Origin of the sequence: Streptomyces sp. WM6378 (assembly GCF_001279695.1) — a bacterium.
GTDB lineage: Bacteria > Actinomycetota > Actinomycetes > Streptomycetales > Streptomycetaceae > Streptomyces.
In genome coordinates this window covers 122330-144882 of the sequence record NZ_LGDD01000339.1, presented here as the reverse complement: position 1 = coordinate 144882, position 22553 = coordinate 122330, and the positions used below count along the sequence as shown (strand labels likewise).

The following is a 22553-nucleotide window of genomic DNA, read 5'->3' as shown; positions in this document are numbered from 1 at the left end:
GTGCGGGATGCGCGGCCGACCGGGCGCGGGCCGGGTGACGGCCGGGCAGGGGAGTGCGAGGAGTGCCGTCAGGCGCCCGTGACGATGGCTGAGCCGAGGGCCTCGCGCTGCACCTCGGTGGCGGCGAGCACGGCGTCGACCAGGAGCCCGGGCTTCTCGTTGAACTCGTCGAAGTCGATGACCTGCACCGAACCCACCCGGTGCAGCCCCTTGAGCAGATGGCTGGCCGAGTCCACGAACGGCTGCTTGGTCACCAGGACGATGGGGCGGCCCAGCGCGGTCGCCCAGCCCAGCTCCACGTGCGTGCCGTCGGTGCGGCGCAGGGTGAGGTCGGGCAGCACCGGAAGGACGGGGACGAACACGTCGCACTTGCGCATCCACCGGAAGTCGCGCACCGAGACCTGCTCGGGGGTGAACTGCGCGGTGTCCTCGCCGAACTTCTCGGCCACATGGGCGGAGAAGATGTTGCCACCGTTCTCGCGGACGGCGCCGATGGCCCTGGTGATCGCGGACTGGAGGTCGCCCGCGAAGCCGTTCGGCAGGATCGCGTGCTGGATCGGACCGCCCACGAACACGTCGAGGCCCGTGAGCAGACCCGACCGGTCATGGATCATTGCCATGTGAATTCTCCTGACAGAAAATTAACGTCGAATTGGTGGGGGAGTGGCATGGCCAGGAGTCGACACGTCATGGAGGACGCGCCGACGGGACGAAATACCTGAGCGGGATCGAGAGCGAGATCGAGCCATTTGGGTGGCCGAATTCCGGAGCTCTGGCGGGAAAGCGAGGGTGCGCGTGCGGAGCGCGGAACGCCTCACCGGTCCGAATATGTGCAGGTGCTCCGGGGTTATACCGGCCCGTCCGTGCTCTCGCTCAGCGATGCGTACCGGCCACGGTGGTACAGCAGTGGCTTCCGGTCCTCGGCGGTATCCAGGGCGAGCACCCGGGCGGCGACGACAGTATGGTCGCCCGCGTCGAATTCGGCCTCGATCGCGCACTCGAACCAGGAGCACGCGCCGTCGAGCCTGGGGGGCGCGCCGGGCGGGCAACTCCAGCCCACACCCGCGTACTTGTCGCCACCTGGGCGGGCGAAAAGCCTGCTCAGAGCGGTCTGATCCTCAGCGAGGACGTTCACACAGAAGCGCCCCGCGACCCTGATGAGCGGCCACGTCGTGGACGTCCGGCCGGGACAGACGAGAATCCGCGGCGGGTCGAGGGAGAGCGAGGAGAAGGCCTGGCAGGTGAAGCCGACGGGACCCTTCGGGCCCACGGCGCTGAGGACGGTCAGGCCGGTACAGAAGGTGCCGACCGCAGACCGGAATGAATCGGGGGTGACGTGGTCCTGAACTGCGATGGATGTGCTGTCGCCATGCAAGGGAAGTTCCTCACGGTAGAGCAGCTGATCCGATCGGCCCGTTTTTCCGTGAGCTTTCTCGGAGATAAAAGTCTGCACTAGATGGCGAGTCGGGACAAGGGACCTATGAATCGTAAACGAGATATTGCAATGATCTAGGTATGTTGAATGATTCGGGCGACCGAACGCGTACCAGAACGCGCCTAGTTGGACTCCTGGCCCGTGGACGCGGCCTCGGCGACCGCGACGGACAGGTGTTTGCGTACGGGCTCGGGCAGCGGCGTACCCCCTGCGGAGTCCACCACCTGCTCGGCCAGGCTGCGCAGTTTGGTGTTGGTGTGCTGGGAGGTGGTCACCAGCACCTTCCAGGCGTCCTCGGGAGTGAGGGCGAACGCGGCCATGAGGATGCCGCGGGCCAGATCGATGGTCCCCCGGCTCTCCATCGCCCGCCGCAACTGCCCGAGTTCGAGGCGGAGATCCATGTCGGGGTCGGGATCGGTGTCAGGGGTCGGGGCAGGGGCAGGGGCGAGGTCGAGACCGCGGCCCGGGTCCGGATCGTCCGATGGCGGGGCGATGCGCGGGGTGTCGCCGAGACCAAGGGCCGCGGCGGGCTCGTCCAGGGCCCGCCGCCTGATGTGCAGCAGGATGTTGACGGCGGAGCACCCGCAGAACTCGACGCCGCTGAGGTCCAGTTGGATGTAGCCGTCCGACCCGGCGGGGTCCGCGTGCAGGGCTTGTCGCAGCTGTTGGTCCGTGGCGAGATCGAGTTCGCCGCACACGTCAACGACGGTCCCGTCGCCGTCGGGGCGGCTGAAGACCGTCAGTCCGGACAGTCGATGTGTGGCGGTCGAGCCGGTCAGCCTGGTGCACGTGCCGGCCCGCCCGGACTCGGACTCTTCACAGTGCGGCATGGCCATCTCCCCCTGCGCACTCCGGCAGTTCCTCCTTGCCCAGATTCGCGCTCACCAGAGACATACGTCAAGAGATACATGAAGCCAAGTTCGGGTATTCCTCAACACGAACCGGTGGGCCTACGATTCGCCCATGGGTGGAGTACCGGAACCGCACACGGGATGGACGTTCATCACCAACCACGCGCGCGTGCTCGCGACCATCGCCGAGGACCAGAACGCGCGGATCCGGGACATCGCCGCCCGCTGCAGACTCACGGAGCGGGCCGTCCAGAAGATCATTTCTGACCTGGAGCAGAGTGGCTTCCTCTCCCACGCCCGGGAGGGACGCGGCAACACCTACCGGATCGAGCCGGGAAAGATCCTGCGGCACCCCGCCGAGGCCGAGGCCGGCCTCACCGTGGCCTCCCTGCTCGGCCTCCTCGCCCAGGACGAGGACCACCGAGCCACGCCGGCCGGCAACGGCGCGCACGCCGACGGGGACGGCCGCTGACCGGCGTGACCTGCGGGCGAACCGGGTGTGCGTGCCGCGGCTTGATCTCGCGGGTGACGCTGGCCGATTGCGAGCTGGTCGTGGGCGTCGTGCGTCGAGAGGATTCTCCCCTGCCGGGTGGGGCGACCGAGAGGGGCGGGAGTTCATGAGGTCACGACGAAGAACGTTGCGGGACGGCGGAGTCGGGGCGCTGCTGCGGGGCATGGTCGCGCTGGCGATCGCCTGCGCGGGAGCGGCCGGGGTGCCCGCGGTGGCGCAGGCGGCACCCGCCGCGGCCACGACCACGTCCGCATGCGGTACGGATTCCGGAGCCAAGGGCCTGGCGAGCTCGCCGGTCTCCGACAGCCTGGTGTCCGTGGACCGCGCGGACGGCCGGATCGCGCAGTTCCAGCTCTTCTACGACACCACGGCCACCAGGGGCCTGCCCTTCGTGTGGCACCGCGAACAGGCCGCACCGGGCGGTGCGTACGGCGCCTGGCAGCGGGTGAGCGCGGCGACCGTGGGGCCCAAGAGCTACTACATCACGGCGATGGAGAACTCGGCGGGCGACCTGGAGCTGCTGTTCTCCACCTACGGGACGTTCTGCCACGCCGTGGAGGACGCCGGCCCGGGCGGCTGGAGCAGCCCGGACGCCTTCGGGCTCGCCCCGACCCCCTACCACGGCGGAGTCGTCCTGTTCAAAGAGCGCGACGGCAGCATCGACGCCTTCGCGTCCGGGGCGAACAACGGCAGCACGATGGAGGTGCGGCACCAGCAGAACGCGGAATCCGGCTGGGGTCCGGTGCTGCCCATGGGGCTGGTACCCGGCCAGGACGTGGGGCTGAGCCAGCCGAGCACGGTGGATCAACTCCCCGACGGCAGGCTCCACTTGACGGTACGTGAGTGGAACCGGGACCGCATGTGGGAGATCTACCAGTCGCTTCCCGGCGGTGGCTGGGGACCGTGGCAGCTGATGTCCCCGACAGCGGCAGCAGCACCTGCCGCACTGACGGCCACCGCCGGCCCGCAGCTGAACGTGAACCGCACCACCGGCCTGCGGGACGGCGACATCGTCAAGTTCACCATCGCGGGCGGGCCGCCCAAGGACTACGTCTGGGTCAAGGAGTGCGGCCCCTCGGCGTCCGCGACCACCTGTGACGACGACACGGGCCGCCAGTTCCGCGTGTACCCGGACGGCACGTACCAGCTCTCCCCGAAGAAGCTGTACGCCCAACTGAGCACCACGGCAGGGAAGTTCGACTGCCGTACGGTGTCGTCGAGCAACCCGTGCTCGCTCGCCCTGACCGACAACACCGGGGCGCTGCTCACCACCGTGCCGCTGCGCTTCGCCCCGCACGGGCCCCTGGAGGCGCCGCCCACGTTGCAGGTGAACCCCGACACGGGTCTGGTGGACGGCCAGGCGGTGCGGGCGACGGGCAAGGGCTACGAACCGCAGTACCACGTGGTGATCATGGAGTGCGCGACCGGCTCGGCCGACACCTTCGGCTGCCGCCCCCGCTCCCGGCCGCCGGCCACCAGCGACACGGGCCGAGTGGACGAGACGATCACCCTGTCGGCGACGTTCACCGCCATCGACGGCCGCACCATCGACTGCCGTGCCGAGGGCGCGTGCGAGCTGGTGGTCTTCGGCACGCGGGTCCGCGGCCCGGAATCGGTCCGCCATCCGCTCGGCTTCGTACCGCCGCCCGCGTCGGGAGGGTGAGGCATCGGCCGTGGGTTGGGGGTGCCCTCAGCCCAGGGCCGCCTCCCGGTAGGGCCGGAAGAAGGCGCGCAGCTCCTCGGCGTACAGCTCGGGCTCCTCGAACGGCGCGAAGTGCCCGCCCCGGGCCGGCTCGGTCACGTACGCCACGTTCGCCATGCGATCGAGCCACGCCCGGGGCGGCAGGACGACGTCGCCCGGGAACAGCGAGAAGCCGGACGGTACTTCGACGCGGCGGGCGTGCTGGGCGGGCGGGATCGCGGCGTTCGCGCGGTACATGCGCATCGACGAGCCGATGGTCTCGGTCAGCCAGTAGAGCGTGACGTTCGTGAGGATCTCGTCCTTCGTGAAGCTCCGCTCCACGTCGCCGCCGCAGTCACTCCACGCCCGGAGCTTCTCGACGATCCAGGCGGCGAGCCCGGCCGGCGAGTCGGCGAGTCCGAAGGCGGCGGTCTGCGGCTTCGTACGGTGCATGGCGGCGTACGCGCCCTCGGTCGCGCCCCAGGCCGCGGCGCCCTCCAGCCAGGCACGCTCCTCTGCCGAGAGTTCCGCCGGGTCGCCGGAGAAGACGGGCAGGCCCGCGTCGGTGCGGTGGACGGCCACGACCCGGTCGGGGTGGTCGAGAGCGAGGTAGCGGCTGACGTGGCTGCCGACGTCCCCGCCCGCCGCGCCGAACCGCTCGTAACCCAGGACGCCCATGAGCTCGGCCCACAGCCCGGCGACGGCGATGGCGTCCAGGGGCGGCCCGGTTGGGCGGTCGGAGTACCCGTAGCCCGGCATGTCGGGCACGACCACGTCGAACGCGTCGGCGGGGTCGGCGCCGTGCGCACCGGGATCGGTGAGGAGCGGGACGACCTTCGAGTAGCGCCAGAACGAGTCCGGCCAGCCGTGGCTGAGGACCAGCGGCAGCACGGGCCCGGCCGGCGCGACGGCCCGGGCATGCACGAAGTGGACCCCGAGCCCGCCGAGCGGCACGCGGAAGTGTGGGAGCCGGGCGAGCGCGGCCTCCTGCGCGGGCCAGTCGAACCCGTCCGCCCAGTACGCGACGAGCTCGCGCAGGTAGTCGAGATCGGTCCCGAGTGCCCACCCGGCGTCCTCGGGCGCATCCGGCCAGCGCGTCGCCCGCAGCCGCGCGCGGAGATCCGCGAGCGCGGCGGGGGAGGTCCGCGGGGTGAACGACTCGGGGCGAAGCGGGGTGATGTGCGGCATGAGATGCACCCTAACGGTGGGGTGGCGGCTACCGCCTTGTCCTGTACGGCTGTTAGGGCCTGGCTCCGCTTCGGGCGGCAGCTTGGGCCTTCCTCGCCGAGTGGACGGTCCACAGGGTGAGCGGCCCGTAGACCGCGAGCATGAGGGCCTGTGAGACGTTGGCCGCGGGCCCGACCGGCAGCAGGTACACGGCCGCGATCCGCAGCCCCGCGTCGATGAGGAGCGAGATCCCCCAGATCAGGGAGACACGGAACCAGCGGGCCCGCATGGCGGAGGTGTTCGCGGAGCTCCGGAACTCGTCGTGCCGCGCGGAACCGGCCGAGCGGGCGAAGCGCAGGGCCGCGTAATAGGCGAGCGGGCGCCCGATGACACAGCTGCCGACGAAGACGAGCCCCGCCGTGAAGGAGCCCGCCGCGTCCTTGGCGAGGACGAACCGGGGGTCGCCGGTGGTGAAGCTCAGGGCGAGCCCCGAGCCGAACAGGGTGAGTAAGAACAGCGCGAACGGGTCGAGCCTGCGCTGGCGCAGCACCACCCAGAGTGTGCGCAGCCCGGCGACAACGGTGGCCAGGAGCAGGGCGAGGTAGTTGCTCGCGCCGAACAGCCCGGCGACGAAGTAGGCGATCACCGAGAGCCCGATGTCGTAGAAGAGGGTGGAGGCCATCGCCCGCATGGACGGGTCGAGCCGCCTGCGGGGCGCAGTGGCAGCGGACTTGCTGGACGGTTCGGACGAGGTCGGTCGCATGGCGAGCCCCCATTGGTCTCGTAGAGGAAGTCGGTTCCAACGCATTCCCGCATTCGGGGACGCATCCATGAATTGCTTCGGGGGATGCCCTCAGGAGAGGGGCGTGGAATGCATTCCATGACGTTCGAGAATTCTTTTGTCTCGAACACAACCGACGTTAACTCGCCCTGGTCGTACGTGTCTTGGGGCGCTCGGTGGACATTCGGGCGGTCGTCTCCACCACTGGGTGGAGAAGGGTGGACCCGGAAGAAGCGGCGCTTGCCCCAGGTCTGCGGCGCCCGACCGGCTCGCAGGCTCGGGGGCTGCTCCGGCCGTACGGAGCCCGGCGATAGCGTGGGGCCACGTGGCGTGCCACCGCTTCGCGAGAAGGTCGTGAGTTCTGTTGCACGGCAAAAACAAAGGCAAGGAGAGTCACACTCTCCCTGCCACTCTCAACTTATAGCGCGCTGGGGGGCTTGCCGCAAGGCCCGGGTCATGGCGCACAATCGTCGGCCGAAGCCAGAACCTGCGCATTTGGGGGCGCGGTGTCGTCGAATCAGTGGTGGGACCAAGCACCGTGCAGTTGTGGCCGGGGGTGTTCGGTGCGGAGGTGCGCGGCGCCCGAATCGTCAGAGGGAAGGCAAGCAGGGATGAGGACGTGCTCGACAAAAGGTTCGGCAGAGTGGGAGGCGCCGGTGATCCGATCGGCCACCGCAGTGCGACGGGGCACGGTTGCCCGGGAGGTGTCGCGATGACTGAGCAGTACGTGCTGGATCTTCAAGAGGTCGACGAGACGCAGGTCGCGGTCGTGGGCGGCAAGGGCGCGCACCTGGGCGAGCTGTCGCGGATCGAAGGCGTTCGCGTCCCGGGTGGCTTCTGCGTGACGACGGAGGCCTTCCGGCGGATCATGGCGCAAGCGCCGTCGATCGAGGATCGGCTCGACCAGCTGTCGCGCCTCGACCCGGACGACCGGGAGGCGATCGGCACGCTCAGCGCGGAGATCCGTCGGACCATCGAAGGGATTGCCGTCCCGGGCGATCTGGTGGCGGCGATCACCGGCGCGCTCGTCCGGCTCGGCGAGGAAACCGCCTGCGCCGTCCGGTCCAGCGCGACGGCGGAGGACCTGCCGACAGCCTCCTTCGCCGGCCAGCAGGACACGTACCTGAACGTCGTGGGACCGACGGCGATCCTTCAGCACGTCAGCCGGTGCTGGGCCTCGCTGTTCACCGAGCGGGCCGTGACCTACCGTCGGCGCAACGGCATCGACCACCGTACGGTCCACATGGCCGTGGTCGTGCAGCGGATGGCCTTCCCGCAAGCGTCCGGCATCCTGTTCACCGCCGACCCCGTCACGGGCAACCGGAAGGTCGCCACCGTGGACGCGGGCTTCGGCCTCGGCGAGGCGCTGGTCTCCGGCCTGGTGAACCCGGACGTCTTCAAGGTGCGACACGGCGAAGTCGTCGCCAAGACGATCGCCGCCAAGCAGCGTGCCGTCCACGCCCTGCCGGCCGGCGGCACGCGGGAAGTGGCGATCGACTCGCGGTGTCAGGAGGAACCGGCGCTGACGGATGCGCAGGCCGTGCATCTCGTGCGGCTCGGGCGGCGGATCGAGGCGCACTTCGGCCGCCCGCAGGACATCGAATGGTGCCTGGTCGACGACGACTTCCAGATCGTTCAGTCCCGGCCGATCACGACGCTGTACCCCGTCCCCGAGGCCGGTGACCAGGAGAACCACGTATACGTCTCCGTCGGTCATCAGCAGATGATGACCGACGCCATGAAGCCCCTGGGGCTCTCCACGTGGCAGCTGACGGCCATGGTGGCGATGCACGAGGCCGGCGGCAGGCTGTTCGTCGACGTCACCCGGCGCCTGGCCTCGCCCGCGAGCCGTGCCGGCCTCCTCGACCTCATGGGGAGAGGCGATCCGCTGGTCAGGGACGCGCTGGAAACCGTCCTCGACCGCGACGACTTCGTCCCCTCGCTTTCCGACGAGGCCCCCGGTGGGCCGCCGGCCGGCGGCCGGCCCGCCCCGATCGAGACCGATCCGGCCATCGTGGCCGAGCTGATCGAGCGCAGCCGGGTGTCCGTCGCCGCCCTGGAACGCGACATCCGGACGAAGACCGGACCGGCACTGTTCGACTTCCTCCTCGACGCCTTCGATGAGCACAAGCGCGTCCTCAGTGACCCACTGAACATCCAGGCGATCATGGCGGGGATGGAGGCCACGTGGTGGCTCAACGACCGGCTGAAGGAGTGGCTGGGCGAGAAGAACGCGGCTGACACGCTGACGCTGTCCGCCCCCGACAACGTCACGTCGGAGATGGGACTGGCACTGCTCGACGTCGCGGACGTGATCCGCCCGCATCCGGAGGTGCTGGCGTTCCTGGAAGGCGTCGAGGACGAGGGCTTCCTGGACGAGCTGGCGAAGCTCGCGGGCGGGACCGAGGCGCGGGACGCCATCGAGGCCTACCTCGACCGGTACGGCATGCGCTGCGTCGGCGAGATCGACATTTCGAGGCCACGTTGGCGCGAGCGGCCCAGCACACTTGTGCCGGTGATCCTCGACAACGTCAGGAACTTCGAGCCGGGCGCCGCCGAGCGGCGCTTCGAGCAGGGGCGGCAGAAGGCGCGGGAGAAGGAACAGGACGTGCTGTCACGCCTGCGGGCCCTGCCGGACGGGGACCGGAAAGCCGACGAGACCAAGCGGATGATCGACCGGGTCAGGACCTTCATCGGGTACCGGGAGTACCCGAAGTACGGCATCGTCAGCCGCTACTTCGTCTACAAGCAGGCCCTGATGGGGGAGGCCGAGCGCCTCGTGCAGGCCGGTGTACTGCGTGCGAAGGAGGACGTCTTCTACCTCACGTTCCAGGAACTGAACGACGTCGTGCGCTCGAACCGGGTGGACGACCGGCTCGTCCAGCAGCGCAAGGAGGCGTTCCGGTCGTGCCAGGCGCTCACGCCGCCCCGGGTGCTGACCTCGGACGGTGAGGCCGTCACCGGGGCGTACCGGCGTGACGACGTGCCCGCCGGCGCCCTGATCGGACTACCGGTCTCCGCCGGGACCATCGAGGGAAGGGCCCGCGTCATCCTCGACATGGCGGACGCCGATCTCGAAGCGGGCGACATCCTGGTCACGACCTTCACGGACCCCAGCTGGTCGCCGCTGTTCGTCGCGGTCGCGGGTCTGGTGACGGAGGTGGGCGGCCTGATGACCCATGGCGCGGTGATCGCCCGGGAGTACGGCTTGCCGGCCGTCGTGGGCGTCGAGCAAGCCACCCGGCGGATCCGGGACGGGCAGCGCATCCGCGTGCACGGAACCGACGGGTACATCGAGATCCTGCCCTGACCGACCACACCGAGCAGCCCCGTCCGTAGCCGTGGCTCAGCCGTTGGCGGTCCACCCCGGGACCGTCGGCAGCAGCTTCTCGGCGACGCGGAGCAGTACCGCGTCGTCGGGAATCAAGCCGTCCGAACGCCACAGGGTCACCTCGAAGGAGCCGCCGCTGTCCTTCGCGTTCTGGGCCACGGAGACGACGCGGGCCGGGACGCCGGGACCGGTTTGGGCGTCACCCCCGTCGAGCCGGAAGCGGATGCTGATGGTCTGGTCCGAGTAGAGGACCGCCGGCCGCCCAAGCACCGTCCGCTGTTGCGCGCCCCGCCCCAGCAGCGAGGCCGACCCGGCCACGGGAAGACCGTCGAAGGTGCCCGCCAGCGTCACGGTGTACGTCTCGAACTTGACCTGGGCCGAGGGGGTGGGGATGTCCTTGCCACCGAGAAGGCCCATGGAGCTGTCGCTGCCGCTGGCGGTCTTCGCGATCTGCCCCGGCGTGCCGAGGAGTTCGGCGAGGTCGGGACGGTTCAACGCCTCGCACAGCTGCGCACCGGAGACATGGGCCTTCCCCGCTGCCGTCGTGGGCTCCCCGTCCGAGCAGGTGGCGGGCTTCGCGACACCGCTGGAGTCCGACAGCGCCCCGGACGCCCACGCACCGGCACAGAGTGCCGCCACCAACGCCACGGCCGCGACGGCTTGCAGCCAGGGGCTCCCGCTCTCCTTGGGCGCGCCGATGCCTTTTGTCATGTCCCCCGTCATGTCCCCCACCTGCATTGATCCCCCGACATGTGCCCCGATACGTGGCCCGCGGACCCTAACCCGTGATCACCGGGGGGACAAGGAGGTGGGCCGTCCGCGGTGCGAGATCACGGGTGGGTTATCCCGTTGCCGGCCCAAGGGGCATGACCATAAAGTCGCCGACATGTCTCTGCACACCCGTATGCGCCAGGCCCTGCCCGAAGCGATGCGCGCCCGCGACAAGGTGGCCGTGCGCGCTCTGCGCGCGACGCTCGCGGCGCTGGACAACGCCGAGGCGGTGCCGGTCGGCGCGGCCGAACTGCGCGGCGTGGCCCTGGAGGCATCACCGGTCGGCGTGGGTGCCACCGAAGCGGTACGGCGTGAGCTGAGCGAGGGCGACATGGCGGACATCGTGCGGGCCGAGATCGCCGAACGGCTGGAGGCGGCAGCGAAGTTGACCGCCCCCGCGCACGCCGACCGGGCCGCGGAGCTCCAAGCGGAAGTCACCGTGCTGCGGCGGTTCCTCGATGCTCCGGGTGCTCTGTAGGACGCGGCTGGAAGCGCTGCGGCACGGTCCGCGAGCCGTGAGTGCTTGACCCAGGCGTGCGGTGCGGGGAGGAGAGCCCGGACGGCACGGTTTGCGGATTCTCGGCGCGGGGGACCGATGAGTTCCGCGGCTGCGGTTCGTCTGACCGACGACGATGCGAACCGAGTCCTCGAAGCCAAGGAGCCCCGCCATGCGCAAGATCACCGCAGGCCTGTTCATCTCCCTCGACGGTGTCGTCGCCGAGCCCCATACCTGGCACTTTCCGTACTACAACGACGAGATGGGCGCCGCTGTCATGGGCGACATCCACGGCTGCGACACGTTCCTGTTCGGCCGTACGACCTATGACGCCTTCGCCGAGGCATGGCCCGCACGGGAGCTCGCGGGCGGCGAGGACGCGGGCTTGGCGAAGGACTTCGGTGACACCCGCAAGGTCGTCGTGTCGAGCCGAAAGCTCGACTTCACATGGCGCAACTCCGAACAACTCCAGGGCGACTTCGTCGCGGCCATCGAGGCGCTGAAGGCGGAGGACAGCAGCAAGGGCATCTCCGTCACCGGCTCGGTCTCCGTGGTCCGCCAGCTCCTGGCGGCGGGCCTGCTCGACGAGCTCCGCCTGCTGGTACACCCGATCGTCCTGGGCCAGGGCCTGCGCCTGTTCGCGGAGGGCGAGGGGCCCTACCCGCTGAAGCTGGTCACGTCGCAGACGTTCAGGACCGGGGTGATGCATCTGCTGTACGCGCCGGCCGAGGTGGCCGAGGGCGCGGCGGCGGAGTAGTCCGGCGGGCTCAGCGGGGTTCTTCGCCTTCGTGGACCTGTGGTTTTCCGCAGTGCGGTTCGACGGTTGACCGCATGGTTCCCGACGGCCCCAACTCCTAGCGTTGCGGCCATGATTGCAGCGAGCAGTGGAGCAGAGCCGACTGGTGGGATCGCCGCATGGGCCGTTCACATCATGGAGTTGCTGGGTGCGCCGGGCGCCGGCCTGACCAACGCAGTGGACACGGTGCTGCCCTTCGTCCCGAGTGAGGTCATCCTGCCGGTGGCGGGGTTCACAGCGGGACAGGGCCGGACGAGTCCGGTGGCCGTCATCGTGTGGACCACGATCGGGTCGGTGGTCGGCTCCCTGCTCGTCTACTTCGCTGGCGCGGCACTGGGCCGCGACCGCACCGGCGGATCGCGGAGAGAATCCCTCTCGTCCAGGCGCACGAGATCGACAGGGCCGAGGCGTGGTTCGCGCGGCACGGTGCCAAGACGGTGTTCTTCGCGCGCATGGTGCCGGTGTTCCGGAGCCTGATCTCCATTCCGGCCGGCATCGAGCGCATGCCGCTGACGGTCTTCGTCGGCCTGACCGCCCTGGGCAGCCTCGTCTGGAACACCGTGTTCGTCATGGCTGGGTTCTGGCTGGGTGACAACTGGCGGCTGGTCGAGGACTACGGCGGCATCGTGTCGAAGGGGGTGGGGGCAGCCATCGTGCTGCTGGTCGGTTACTTCGTGGTCTCCCGGCTGCCACGCTCCAGGGGCCGGCACGGCGCATGACCCGTCTAATCTCGCCGACCATGGGGAGATGGACTGCGCGGGGTGTCACGGGAAGCGTCGTCCGGTCGGTGGCCGGGTTGGTCCTTGGCACGCTGTCCGCCCTGGTCGAGATGGTCTTCCTGGTGCTGGCTGCCCCGGTGCTGGCCCTGCGCCACGGCCGTCCGCTTCCCCAGGCGCTCCCCGGCTCCGCTCTGCGGCTGGCCCGTATCGAACGCCTGAGGGCGGCGGTGTTCCTGGGCGGCGACGGCGCCGGGGAGTTCACGGCGGGGCGCGCCCTGCGCTACCTCGCGAGCCGCTGCCCCGTCGGTCTGCTGGGCGGCGGAGCCCTCACCGTCCTCGGCTTCGGCGCCGCGACGACCACTCAAGTGCTGACCGGCTGGCTCCGGGGCGAGAAGCCGGACGGGATCGCTGCGACCTGGCCGGTCGTCACCTACCTGCTCACAGTGGGAACGCTCGCGCTCTTCCTCGACGTGGTCGGCCTCGCGGCCGTGGTCGCCCTGGAGCGCGCACTGGTCCGCCGATTCCTCGGCCTGAGCGAGCGCGAGCTGATGCGGCGTCGGATCGCCCACTTGTCGGCGAGCCGCGCCGGGATCGTCGAGGCCGTGGACGCCGAGCGCCGCCGCATCGAACGGGACCTGCACGACGGGCTCCAACAACGCCTGGTCGCCCTGGCGATGCTGCTCGGCCGCGCCCGGCGCAGCGGCTCGGAGGAGCTCTACGCACAGGCCCACGAGGAATCGCAGCGGGCGCTGGACGAACTGCGCCAGGTCGCCTGGCGGGTGTACCCGGCCCACTTGGACGATCTGGGCCTGGAGGAGGCGCTGGCGACGGTGGCTGAGCGTTCGGCCCTACCGGTACGGGTGCGGTGTGCTCTCGCCGCCCGCCCGGCACCCCGGATCGAGACCGCCGCCTACTTCACGGTCCGCGAGGCCGTCACCAACGCCGCCAAACATGCCGGGGCCACCCGCATAGACGTCCAAGTGGCAGTCGTGGAGACGGAATCCGGCCCAGTGCTCAGCGTGCGCATCACCGACGACGGGGTGGGCGGCGCCGATGCGGGCGGCGGCGGACTGGCCGGCCTGGCCCGTCGGACAGCCGCGCTCGACGGCCGTTTCAGGGTGCTGAGCCCGCCCGGTGGCCCGACCCTCGTGGAGGCGGAGCTGCCGTGCGCGTGATACTCGCGGAGGACTCCACCCTGCTGCGCGAGGGGCTGGTCCGGCTCCTTGCGGAGGAGGGCCACGAGGTGGTGGCCACGGGGGACGCGTCCGCACTGCTGGCGGCGGTGTCCGCCGCGCCGCCGGACGTCGTCGTGGTCGACGTACGCATGCCGCCGACCCACACCGACGAGGGCCTGCGAGCCGCGCTGACCATCAGGCGCGACCATCCACGGGTAGGGGTCCTGGTCCTGTCGCAGTACGTCGAGAAGCGTTACGCCACCCAGTTGCTGTCCTCGGACCCGCAGGGCATCGGCTACCTGCTCAAGGACAGGGTGGCGCGGGTGGAGGAGTTCTTGGACGCGTTGGAGCGCGTACGGTCGGGAGGCGCGGCGTTCGACCCCGAGATGGTGCGCCAACTCCTCGCCCGCACAAGCCACTTCGACTCCTTGGAACGCCTCACCGCCCGCGAGCTCGCCGTCCTCGCCCACATGGCACAGGGTCACACCAACGCCTCGATCGCCGACCGGCTTCATGTGTCGCAGAGTGCCGTCGAGAAGCACAGCAACGCGATCTTCGACAAGCTGGAACTGCCGCAGGCGGCGGGTTACAGCCGCCGCGTGCTCGCGGTGCTGCGTTATCTGAAGTCCTGAGGAGGGTGGAGGCTCGCCGCCGCCGGCACGGCACCTGCCCCCACTGTCGCCGTGACGCTGTTCACCCCTCGGGGTTCGTCGTGCGCCAAGTCGCCATCTGCTTGCGGAACTTGGGGCACTTGACGATGTCCTCCTCGCTGCACTGAAGGGCATGGGTCAGGAGCTGGTGGGCGTGGTCCAGGTCGAGCATGCGTTGCTCGATTTCGATGACCTTGGCCCGCATCATCGCCTGTCTGCGCGGCTGGTCCTGCTGGAGCTCGCCGATCTCGACCAGGGTCAGCCCCGCCTGCTGGCACTTGCGCAGCACCTTGATCCGCTCGGCGTCCTCCGGGACGTAGCGCCGCTGGCCGCCCTGCCGTTCGGGGGCGGGCAGCAGGCCGTGGCGTTCCCAGTACCGGATCGCCGAGGCCGGAACGCCGGTCAGTTCGGAGAGTTGCCCGATCGTCATCCGCATGTCGCGCTCCTCGTCCCGGCCGCATTTGACTTAAACCTTAGTTCAAGTTGAAGAGTGGTTCGCACGTGGACAGCGGCGAACCACCAGCGGTCGCCGCAACGGATCTGGGAGATGGATCATGGCCAATACCGATGCAGACATGGTCAAGGAAGAGCGGGCGCGGCAGCTGGTCGAGGCCGCCGAGAGTCTTTTCGCGACGGGGGTGATGTCCCACTCCGGGCACGCCAATCTGAGCGCCCGGCTGGACGGGGAGCGGCTTCTGCTGACGCCGGGGTTCGTCCGCGGGCTGCGGCCCGAGCAACTCGCGACCGTTGGTTTCGACGGGCAGGTCATCGAGGGCGAGCTGCAGTCCGTGAGCGCCGAGATCATCGCCATGCACAGCACCGTCTACCGGGCCCGCCCGCACGTGGGCGCGATCATCCACACCCACTCGCCCGCCGCGACCGCCTTCGCCGTGGCCAACCGGCCGCTGCCGTGCCGGACCGAGCCGATGCTGCGCTTCGGGCAGGCCGAGGACGTGCCGGTGGTTCCGTGGGGGCCGCGCGGTTCGGACGTGTCGGTGCGCGGCATGGCCGAGGTCCTGGAGCGGCGTGCGACGACGGCCGCCGTCCTGCTGGCCAACCACGGCCTCCTGGTGTTCGGCCCGGATGTGGCCGCCACCGCTCACCTCGTGGTGGCCATCGAGGAGAGCGCCGAGGCGGAGATCGCCGCGGCGGCGATCGGAGGCGGCGTGGACTTTCCCCCGGGCGCCCAGGAGGCCGTGCGAGCCTCGATCGCGCGGGTTTCGTCATGACGGACGACGACTGCGCCCGCCGCGCCGAGGCCGTACGGGACCGCTACCGCTCCACGCTGGGCGCCGTTCCCGGCGGTGTGCAGGAGCGACTGCGCCTTGCCCAGGACTTCGACCGGCTGCCCACCGAGGAGGCGATCGCGGCACTGCGGCACATCGTGCTGACCGACAGTCCGCTGGGCGGCCGGGTGCAGCAGCTGGTCCACTTCGGGCAGCTGCTCGCTCTCGGCCGGGCGCATCCCGCCCGGATCCACGCCCGGGGCGCACTCCACGCCGGAGCCGGCATCCCCGACCTCATCGGGGTCGCCGAGACCGCGCTGATCACGGCGGGCGTACCGGCCTACGCACTCGGCACCGAGATCATCGCCGAGCTGACGCCGGCCGAGGGCGCGGAGCAAGTCCGGGGCCCGGTCGGTCCCGGTCTCCCGGACGCGGACGTCGTTCATGAGGAATTCCGCGAGCCGTGCGTGGGCGCCGTGCGCGCTCAGGGGGACCCGGTCGATGCGCGTGGCGCAGCCAAGGATCTTCGTAAATAACTTGCTGCAATTTTCAGACTGGATTTGCGCCCATCTCTTGACGGGGTGTCGGCCACGGCGGGATCGTCTTCCACGCGCAACCGAGCCCGACCGCTCCGGCGGCCTGAGTGCCGAACACCGCTGTTCCCGAACGGCGTTCGGCGCAATGCGGCCGGGGACGGGGCGCCGGAGCAGGGCGGGGCACAGGTGGGTGGGGCGGCCGGTGGGGAGTGGGGGCGCCGGCCCCCGTCTACTGGACCGGCACGGGCAGTGCCAGGTCCACCGTCACCCGGCCCTCGCCCCCGTGGTGCGTGGCCGATGAAGCCAGCGGCGCGTGGCCCGCGGCGGTTGCGGCCAGGACGTACGCGCCGCCCCGCGGGACCGGCACCGCGTACCGGCCGGTCTCGTCGGTGTGAGCCGAACCCGCCTGGCGGCCCGCGTGGTCGATCAGGGTGACCTTGGCGTGTGGCACGGGCGCGCCGGACGCGGCGACCACCCGGCCGTGGAACGCGGCAAGGACCTCCGTGGCGTGCTCCAGGACGGCGTCCTCCTCGCTGCTGGCCCGCAGCTGCGGCTTCGTGGCCGGGCGGCCCTTGGGCAGGAAGACGGCGAGCAGCAGCCCGCCCGCCACCGCGGCCGTGGCGATCAGGAACGAGACGCGGAAGCCGTGCATGGTCGGGAGCTGGACCGGGCCGAAGGGCTGCGCGGTGTTCGCGAGCACCATGCCGATGACGGCGCTCGACACCGACGTACCGATCGAGCGCATCAGGGTGTTGAGGCCGTTGGCCGCGCCCGTCTCTGACGGGTCGACCGCGCCGATGATCAGCGCGGGGAGCGAGGAGTAGGCGAGGCCTATGCCCGCGCCGACGACCACCGAGATGACGATGGTCTGCCAGGCCGCGTTCATCAGGCCGAGCCCCGCCCCGTACCCGATCGCGATGATCAGCATGCCGAGGATGAGGGTGGTCTTCGGTCCGTACTTGGCCGAGAGGCGCGCGTAGACCGGCGCGGTCAGCATCATCGTCAGGCCGAGCGGCGCGACGCAGAGACCGGCGACGACCATCGACTGGCCGAGGCCGTACCCGGTGGCCTTCGGCAGCTGGAGCAGCTGGGGCAGCACGAGCGAGATCGCGTAGAAGGCGACGCCGACCATCGTCGAGGCGAGGTTGGTGAGCAGCACCTCGCGCCGGGCGGTGGTGCGCAGGTTCACCAGCGGCGCCTTGACGCGCAGTTCCATCACGCCCCACAGGACGAGAACGAGCAGCGCCGCGCCGAGCAGGCCGAGCGTGGTGGTCGATCCCCAGCCCCAGTCGCTGCCCTTGGTGATCGGAAGCAGCAGCAGGACCAGGCCCGCGGAGAGGCCGAGCGCCCCGACCACGTCGAAGGTGCCCTCCGCCTTGACCTTGCTCTCCGGCACGAAGAGGAGGGTGAGGAGCATCGCCACCACGCCAAGGCCCGCCGAGCCGAAGAACAGGGCGTGCCAGTCGGCGTGTTGGGCGACCAGGGCCGCGAGCGGCAGGGCGAGCCCGCCGCCGACGCCGATGGAGGAGCTCATCAGGGCCATCGCCGAGCCGAGCTTCTCGCGGGGCAGCTCGTCCCGCATCAGGCCGATGCCGAGCGGGATGGCGCCCATGGCGAAGCCCTGCAGAGCGCGGCCGACGATCATCACGAGGAGCTGGCTGGTGAAGCCGGCGATCAGCGAGCCGACCACCATGATGGCGAGGCTGGCCAGGAGCATGCGGCGCTTGCCGTACAGGTCGCCGAGCCGCCCCATGATCGGGGTGGCCACGGCGCCGGCGAGCAGGGTCGAGGTCATGACCCAGGTGGCATTGGAGGGCGAGGTGCTGAGCAGCGTCGGCAGGTCCTTGATGACCGGGACCAGCAGCGTCTGCATCACCGCGACCGTGATGCCGGCGAAGGCGAGGACGGGGACGACACCGCGTATGCCGCGAGGCTCGGCCTGCTGGTGGGGCGTCGGCTGGGACATTACGGGGCCTCCGGAGGCGGGGTGAGGTCGGCGGCGGCACCTGGGCGGGGTACGTGCTGCTGAACCCGTTTCCCCAGGCGACTATTCCGGGGAACGTGGCCGAATGTCGTACGAGCGGGAATCTTGACCTGGATGGCAAGCCCTTGACCTTTTCATTGCCGTGGCGGCCGAGAGGCTCCCGCTGAGACGGCACGGTCGCGGAACGAATTCCCTTCCCGGGCGGCGGGCCCGTTCGGTGCGGTACCGCTCGTCGCCGGAGACGGCGCAAAGATCCCGACTCACCCCGGCTCACCCCGCCTCCGAGGCCTTCGTCCGGTCAGCCGGTCGCGGCCGCGGCGGTGGCGGCGGCCGACATCGCCGGGTCCGTGACGCTCGGGGTGCCCGTCTCGATGTGGCCGGCCAGGCGGCGCAGGAAGCCGTCCGCGGTGTTGGCGGTGGCCGTCAGGTCGTACCAGCCGCTCGCCGTCGCGAAGGGCGCGGTGACCGGGGCGGTGGCCGTGGTGTGAGCCGGGACGGAGTAGGTCCAGGGGCCGCCGGTCGCGTACGCGTTGTCCGTGACCGTCACCGTGGCCGCGCTCCCGCCGGTGTTGGTGAAGGCGAGGCGCACCTCGCTACGAGCCGTGTCGTAGGTGGCCGCGACCTCCACCGATGCGGCGGTGCCGGTGCACGCCGTGACGCGGTTGCCGGCGAAGCGGCGGTGGAATCCGTTGGGGCCGTACAGCGACAGGTCGTACGCGCCGGTGGGGGTGCCCGCGACCCAGTAGTCCGACACCGTGGCCCCGCCGTCGACCGTGTACAGCCAGGGGCCGTCGGTGCGATGGGCGTTGGGGTGGACGGAGTAGGTCACGCCCGCGGTGCCGGTGTTGGTCATGTCGATCCAGAACTCGCCGCCCGCGCAGTCGGTCCTGCCGCTCGCGTTCGGCTGCCACGGCAGCGCCCGCGCCGGCTTCGTCCCGGACTCCTGTACGGGCACGGACTGCTGAGCGGGGATCTTGGGCGCGGGCAGGGTCGAGCACTGGGTGTCGGCGCCGGAGACGTACCCGCTGGTGTCGGGCAGTGACGGCCAGGACGCGTTGGCCGTGCCGAAGCCGAAGGCCGACGTCAGGTCGCCGCTCACGGCCCGGCGCCAGGCGCTGATGTTGGGCTCGTGGACACCGAAGCGCTGCTCCAGGAAGCGGATCACCGAGGTGTGGTCGAAGACCTGGGAGCAGACGTAACCTCCGCGCGTCCAGGGTGAGACGACGATCAGGGGGACGCGCGGGCCCATGCCGATCGCCTTGCCGCCGGAGATTTCGCCCGCCGTGCCGACGGAGCTGATGCCCTGGCTGGACGAGGCGGGCGGGACGGGCGGCGGTACGTGGTCGAAGAATCCGCCGTTCTCGTCGTAGTTGAGGATGAAGGCGGTGTTCGACCAGACGTCCTGGTTGGCGGCCAGCGCCGAGAGCAGCCGGGCCGACAGGTCCTCTCCCCAGGCGGGCTTGTAGTTGGCGTGCTCGGACAGGGAGGCCGGCGCGATGATCCACGACACCTGGGGCAGGGTGCCCGCGTCGATGTCCTTCTTGAAGGCGCTCTCCAGGTCCGGGACGGTAGCCATGCCCTTGTCGTGCAGGGGCGAACCGGGCTTGGCGTTCTTGAAGTTGGCGAACCAGGCCAGGGCGTTGTCGTCGAAGTTGTCGCTCTGCTGGTAGACCTTCCAGCTGATCCCGGCCGCCTCCAGGCGCTCCGCGTACGTGGTCCAGGTGAACCCGGCGGACGGCTCGGTGTTGTCGAGGACGGCGCTCTTGCCCACGGACAGGCCGTTCGAGCCGGTGAACAGGTGCAGCCGGTTCGGGTTGGTCTGCGTCAGCGTCGAGCAGAAGTAGTGGTCGCAGACCGTGAACGCGTCGGCGAGCGCGTAGTAGAACGGCAGGTCCGCGCGCTTGAAGTAGCCCATGCCGAGGCCGGGCGTGCGCGCGGTGTTCCAGGCGTCGTACTTGCCGTTGTTCCAGATCGCCGTGTCCACCGGGTAGCTCATCGCGGGCGCGTCGGCGCAGATGGCGCTGGTCGCGGCCGTGTCCATGTGGAACGGCAGGATGTAGCCGTCGGAGTTGGAGTACGGCTGGTGGAACGCGGACTTGCCACCGGGAAGGCTGATGGCGTTGCGGTCGGCGAAGCCCCGGACGCCCTTCATGGACCCGTAATAGTGGTCGAAGGCCCGGTTCTCCTGCATGAAGACGACCACGTGCTGGATGTCGCCGATGCTGCCACCGGCCGTGGCGGGCGCGGCCAGCGCCTGCTGGAGGGCGTCCGGCAGGGCGGACAGCGCGGCGGCGCTGCCGGTGGCGCCTGCCGCCATGCTGATGAATCTGCGTCGGGACACGGGACTCACGGGCACTCCTTGAGGTGAGGGCAGCTGACCCACGCTCGGTGAACTGCCTTGCTGGGGAGGTGACTTGGCGAGGCGGTGCGGGTGCGGAGTCGTACGTCCGGAGGGCCGCCCGGCTCGGCTTGAGCCTGGCGCCGCCGGGTGGCCACGGGTCGCGAGTTGTCTTTCCAGTGTTCTAACAGGTGCTGAAGTTTGGACTAGTCCCGTTATTGAGTCGTTATGTGTCGGGAATATTCGATCTCTCCAGACCGCCCGCGCAACACCACACCTTCGGACGCGACGAAGTCCCGTGCGGCGTCCGCTCGTTGAGGTATGGCGTGCGCGGGGGTAGGGAGCGAGGGCCCTACTCGTCGTCCCAGGACAGTGAGCTCATCTTCCAGCCGGCAGGCGTCCGTACGAACTGGGTCGTCTTGTGGCCGGAGCCCTCGAACCATTCGCCGTTGAGGCATCCGGACTTGCGGTACCGGCTGAAGCGGTGTGCGATCGAGCCGAAGATCTCGGTCCGCTCGGCGACCTCCCACTCGGAGAACTCCGTCAGGGTGCCGTCGTTGAGGATCTTCTCCCGGGGCGCCACGAACGAGTCGAGGTCGTGGACCACGGGCTCGCCCCCGACGTTGCTGATGATCATTCCCTGCGGAACGAACACCTCCCGGACGATGTCGACGTTCGGCCGGCCGCCTCCGGTGTTGGTGAACGCGCCGAGGAAGGCGTGCATCAGCCGGTCGAGCTCGGCCTTGACGTCGGGCGCGGGCCCTTCGGTGGGCGGCCACTCTTCGGCGAGGACCGCCCATATTTCGGAGTCCTGCCGTGCGCCCCGGTACGGGTAGCGTCCGCGCAGGACGCCTTCGCGCGTCATTCCGAGCCGGCGCGCGGCCTCGATGCTGCGGGTGTTGCCGGCCGCGACCCACCATTCGACGCGGCTCATCGCCCGTTCCGTGAAGGCCCAGTCGATGAGCACCCGGCATGCCCGGGTCACCAGGCCGCGCCCCGCGCCCTTCTCCTCCAGCCAGCAGCCGATCTCACACACGCCCGAAGCCGTGTCGAAGCTCGTGAACATGACCCCGCCGACCAGCGTGCCGTCGAGCCAGATCCCGTAGATCCGGCGGGAGTCCTCGGCCTGCCGGTCCGCGTAGCGCTGGAGGGTGGCCTCGGCGGTCACGAGGTCGGTGCTGAACGTCGCCCACGGTATCCACGGGTCGACATACGGGCGGGCGCGGTCCATGTGCTCCAGGAACTCCCGCGCCTGCCAGGGTTCCAGGGGGCGGAGCTGAGCGTCGTCGCCGAGCGGCAGTGCGAACACGGATCCCTCGTTTCCACAGGTACGTAACAAGCGTTCGGTATGTAAGGTAGCAGCATGCCACCCGCGCCAGGAGATCGTGAAGCCCGCCGTGAAGACGTAAGCCAGGCGGTGTGGGAAGTCCTCGCCGAGAGAGGGTTCGGGGGGCTCACCCTGCGGGCCGTCGCGACCGCCATGGGTGTTTCGACCGGCATGCTCATGCACTACTTCCCGACCAAACGGGCCCTGGTCGCCCATGCGCTGGACCTGCTGGAGACCCGCACGGCTCAGCGGCCGCGCCGGGAGCGTCCCGCCGAGGGGATCGCGGCGCTGCGGGCGATGCTCCTCGACATCCTGCCGCTGACCGCCGGCGACACCGCCCGCAACCGGATCTGGGTCAGCTCCTGGGACCTGGCCCTCGCCGACGACGGGCTCGGCTCGGAACAGGCCGATCGCTACACCCGGCTGCGCGCATCGATCAGCCCGCACCTCGAAGCCGCGCGAGCCGCCGGGGAGCTGCCGGAATCGGCCGATCCGGACCAACTCGCCGCCACCGCCGTGGCGTTCACCCACGGCCTGGTGGTCCAGGCCCTCTTCGATCCGGCCCGGTTCACCGAGGCCGTGCAGGTAGCCATGCTCGACGACTTCCTCGCTTCGATCTCGGATCGTCCGGGACGGGGGCGGTAGAGCTGAGGCCTCCTGGCTGGCGGCTGCCCGCAGGCCCCGCGAGCCGTCCGTAATTGGCTGGCGCGGCGTGCGGACACGGCGGATGATCCGGGGAGTGGGGGCCGTGCGTCGTCCTCCACCTTCCTGAGATTTC

21 protein-coding genes are annotated in these 22553 nt (G+C 70.2%); 11 read left to right on the top strand and 10 right to left on the bottom strand.

All coding sequences use genetic code 11. The features are described 5' to 3' along the window. Positions 1 to 68: 68 nt before the first annotated feature. From ADK54_RS38630 to ADK54_RS38620, 3 genes are all read right to left on the bottom strand, one after another. Complete coding sequence (locus ADK54_RS38630; RefSeq protein WP_053730495.1) at positions 69 to 620, bottom strand: nucleoside 2-deoxyribosyltransferase; 552 nt, start codon at positions 618 to 620, stop codon at positions 69 to 71. Positions 621 to 847: 227 nt separating this feature from the next. Beyond that, positions 848 to 1375, bottom strand: coding sequence for a flavin reductase family protein (locus ADK54_RS38625; protein WP_234392387.1), 528 nt, complete (start codon positions 1373 to 1375; stop codon positions 848 to 850). A gap of 182 nt (positions 1376 to 1557) precedes the next feature. Continuing rightward, positions 1558 to 2265 (bottom strand): ANTAR domain-containing protein, encoded by a 708-nt coding sequence (locus ADK54_RS38620; protein WP_078966977.1) that lies wholly within the window; start codon positions 2263 to 2265, stop codon positions 1558 to 1560. A gap of 133 nt (positions 2266 to 2398) precedes the next feature. Here ADK54_RS38620 and ADK54_RS38615 point away from each other — a divergent pair, with 133 nt between their 5' ends. After that, positions 2399 to 2758, top strand: a complete 360-nt coding sequence (locus ADK54_RS38615; protein ID WP_053730493.1) for a winged helix-turn-helix domain-containing protein — start codon at positions 2399 to 2401, stop codon at positions 2756 to 2758. A 145-nt stretch (positions 2759 to 2903) separates the two neighbouring features. Beyond that, positions 2904 to 4460: a neocarzinostatin apoprotein domain-containing protein gene (locus ADK54_RS38610; protein WP_107090725.1), complete on the top strand. Its 1557-nt coding sequence runs from the start codon at positions 2904 to 2906 to the stop codon at positions 4458 to 4460. A 27-nt stretch (positions 4461 to 4487) separates the two neighbouring features. Here ADK54_RS38610 and ADK54_RS38605 read toward each other — a convergent pair whose 3' ends face one another. Then, entirely contained in the window at positions 4488 to 5666 is a 1179-nt protein-coding gene (locus tag ADK54_RS38605) for an epoxide hydrolase family protein (protein WP_053730576.1), read from the bottom strand. A gap of 52 nt (positions 5667 to 5718) precedes the next feature. Further along, positions 5719 to 6408, bottom strand: coding sequence for a VC0807 family protein (locus ADK54_RS38600; RefSeq protein ID WP_234392386.1), 690 nt, complete (start codon positions 6406 to 6408; stop codon positions 5719 to 5721). A 730-nt stretch (positions 6409 to 7138) separates the two neighbouring features. Here ADK54_RS38600 and rph point away from each other — a divergent pair. Next, positions 7139 to 9736 (top strand): rifamycin-inactivating phosphotransferase, encoded by a 2598-nt coding sequence (gene rph, locus ADK54_RS38595; RefSeq protein ID WP_053730491.1) that lies wholly within the window; start codon positions 7139 to 7141, stop codon positions 9734 to 9736. Between the two features lie 36 nt (positions 9737 to 9772). Here rph and ADK54_RS38590 read toward each other — a convergent pair whose 3' ends face one another. Then, the gene (locus tag ADK54_RS38590; protein ID WP_234392385.1) at positions 9773 to 10480 is read right to left on the bottom strand and encodes a DUF6215 domain-containing protein; all 708 of its coding nucleotides are present in this window, start codon (positions 10478 to 10480) and stop codon (positions 9773 to 9775) included. A 205-nt stretch (positions 10481 to 10685) separates the two neighbouring features. Between ADK54_RS38590 and ADK54_RS38585 the strand changes: the two genes are divergently transcribed. The 5 genes from ADK54_RS38585 (at position 10686) to ADK54_RS38565 (ending at position 14346) form a co-directional block, all read left to right on the top strand. Continuing rightward, positions 10686 to 11006, top strand: coding sequence for a hypothetical protein (locus ADK54_RS38585; RefSeq protein WP_053730574.1), 321 nt, complete (start codon positions 10686 to 10688; stop codon positions 11004 to 11006). Positions 11007 to 11196: 190 nt separating this feature from the next. Beyond that, entirely contained in the window at positions 11197 to 11781 is a 585-nt protein-coding gene (locus ADK54_RS38580; protein ID WP_053730489.1) for a dihydrofolate reductase family protein, read from the top strand. Positions 11782 to 12257: 476 nt separating this feature from the next. Next, positions 12258 to 12539, top strand: coding sequence for a DedA family protein (locus ADK54_RS49010; RefSeq protein ID WP_420717474.1), 282 nt, complete (start codon positions 12258 to 12260; stop codon positions 12537 to 12539). 20 nt (positions 12540 to 12559) lie between these two features. Further along, a complete protein-coding gene (locus ADK54_RS38570; protein WP_053730488.1) occupies positions 12560 to 13714 on the top strand; it encodes a sensor histidine kinase in 1155 nt (384 codons plus the stop codon). Then, entirely contained in the window at positions 13705 to 14346 is a 642-nt protein-coding gene (locus ADK54_RS38565; protein ID WP_053730487.1) for a DNA-binding response regulator, read from the top strand. Before ADK54_RS38570 ends, ADK54_RS38565 begins: the two co-directional genes overlap by 10 nt. A gap of 61 nt (positions 14347 to 14407) precedes the next feature. Here ADK54_RS38565 and ADK54_RS38560 read toward each other — a convergent pair whose 3' ends face one another. Further along, a complete protein-coding gene (locus ADK54_RS38560) occupies positions 14408 to 14800 on the bottom strand; it encodes a MerR family transcriptional regulator (RefSeq protein ID WP_053730486.1) in 393 nt (130 codons plus the stop codon). Positions 14801 to 14918: 118 nt separating this feature from the next. Between ADK54_RS38560 and ADK54_RS38555 the strand changes: the two genes are divergently transcribed. After that, entirely contained in the window at positions 14919 to 15593 is a 675-nt protein-coding gene (locus ADK54_RS38555) for a class II aldolase/adducin family protein (RefSeq protein WP_053730485.1), read from the top strand. Further along, entirely contained in the window at positions 15590 to 16126 is a 537-nt protein-coding gene (locus tag ADK54_RS38550; RefSeq protein ID WP_107090723.1) for a carboxymuconolactone decarboxylase family protein, read from the top strand. The genes ADK54_RS38555 and ADK54_RS38550 overlap by 4 nt, the downstream gene beginning before the upstream one ends. A 229-nt stretch (positions 16127 to 16355) precedes the next feature. Here ADK54_RS38550 and ADK54_RS38545 read toward each other — a convergent pair whose 3' ends face one another. From ADK54_RS38545 to ADK54_RS38535, 3 genes are all read right to left on the bottom strand, one after another. After that, entirely contained in the window at positions 16356 to 18092 is a 1737-nt protein-coding gene (locus ADK54_RS38545; RefSeq protein WP_053730484.1) for an MFS transporter, read from the bottom strand. A gap of 316 nt (positions 18093 to 18408) precedes the next feature. Continuing rightward, the gene (locus ADK54_RS38540) at positions 18409 to 20451 is read right to left on the bottom strand and encodes a phosphocholine-specific phospholipase C (protein WP_234392384.1); all 2043 of its coding nucleotides are present in this window, start codon (positions 20449 to 20451) and stop codon (positions 18409 to 18411) included. Positions 20452 to 20800: 349 nt separating this feature from the next. After that, positions 20801 to 21757 (bottom strand): GNAT family N-acetyltransferase, encoded by a 957-nt coding sequence (locus ADK54_RS38535; RefSeq protein WP_053730482.1) that lies wholly within the window; start codon positions 21755 to 21757, stop codon positions 20801 to 20803. 54 nt (positions 21758 to 21811) lie between these two features. Here ADK54_RS38535 and ADK54_RS38530 point away from each other — a divergent pair, with 54 nt between their 5' ends. Next, positions 21812 to 22420 (top strand): TetR/AcrR family transcriptional regulator, encoded by a 609-nt coding sequence (locus ADK54_RS38530; RefSeq protein ID WP_053730481.1) that lies wholly within the window; start codon positions 21812 to 21814, stop codon positions 22418 to 22420. Positions 22421 to 22553: the final 133 nt, after the last annotated feature.

Bases quoted from the DNA above. Each gene is read 5' to 3' on its own strand.
- ADK54_RS38615 (WP_053730493.1), top strand. From the start codon at position 2,399: ATGGGTGGAGTACCGGAACCGCACACGGGATGGACGTTCATCACCAAC.
- ADK54_RS38605 (WP_053730576.1), bottom strand. From the start codon at position 5,666: ATGCCGCACATCACCCCGCTTCGCCCCGAGTCGTTCACCCCGCGGACC.
- ADK54_RS38600 (WP_234392386.1), bottom strand. From the start codon at position 6,408: ATGCGACCGACCTCGTCCGAACCGTCCAGCAAGTCCGCTGCCACTGCG.
- ADK54_RS38590 (WP_234392385.1), bottom strand. From the start codon at position 10,480: ATGACGGGGGACATGACAAAAGGCATCGGCGCGCCCAAGGAGAGCGGG.
- ADK54_RS38555 (WP_053730485.1), top strand. From the start codon at position 14,919: ATGGCCAATACCGATGCAGACATGGTCAAGGAAGAGCGGGCGCGGCAG.
- ADK54_RS38560 (WP_053730486.1), bottom strand. From the start codon at position 14,800: ATGCGGATGACGATCGGGCAACTCTCCGAACTGACCGGCGTTCCGGCC.
- ADK54_RS38585 (WP_053730574.1), top strand. From the start codon at position 10,686: ATGCGCGCCCGCGACAAGGTGGCCGTGCGCGCTCTGCGCGCGACGCTC.
- rph (WP_053730491.1), top strand. From the start codon at position 7,139: ATGACTGAGCAGTACGTGCTGGATCTTCAAGAGGTCGACGAGACGCAG.
- ADK54_RS38630 (WP_053730495.1), bottom strand. From the start codon at position 620: ATGGCAATGATCCATGACCGGTCGGGTCTGCTCACGGGCCTCGACGTG.
- ADK54_RS38545 (WP_053730484.1), bottom strand. From the start codon at position 18,092: ATGTCCCAGCCGACGCCCCACCAGCAGGCCGAGCCTCGCGGCATACGC.
- ADK54_RS38550 (WP_107090723.1), top strand. From the start codon at position 15,590: ATGACGGACGACGACTGCGCCCGCCGCGCCGAGGCCGTACGGGACCGC.
- ADK54_RS38530 (WP_053730481.1), top strand. From the start codon at position 21,812: ATGCCACCCGCGCCAGGAGATCGTGAAGCCCGCCGTGAAGACGTAAGC.
- ADK54_RS38620 (WP_078966977.1), bottom strand. From the start codon at position 2,265: ATGCCGCACTGTGAAGAGTCCGAGTCCGGGCGGGCCGGCACGTGCACC.
- ADK54_RS38610 (WP_107090725.1), top strand. From the start codon at position 2,904: ATGAGGTCACGACGAAGAACGTTGCGGGACGGCGGAGTCGGGGCGCTG.
- ADK54_RS38570 (WP_053730488.1), top strand. From the start codon at position 12,560: ATGGGGAGATGGACTGCGCGGGGTGTCACGGGAAGCGTCGTCCGGTCG.
- ADK54_RS38580 (WP_053730489.1), top strand. From the start codon at position 11,197: ATGCGCAAGATCACCGCAGGCCTGTTCATCTCCCTCGACGGTGTCGTC.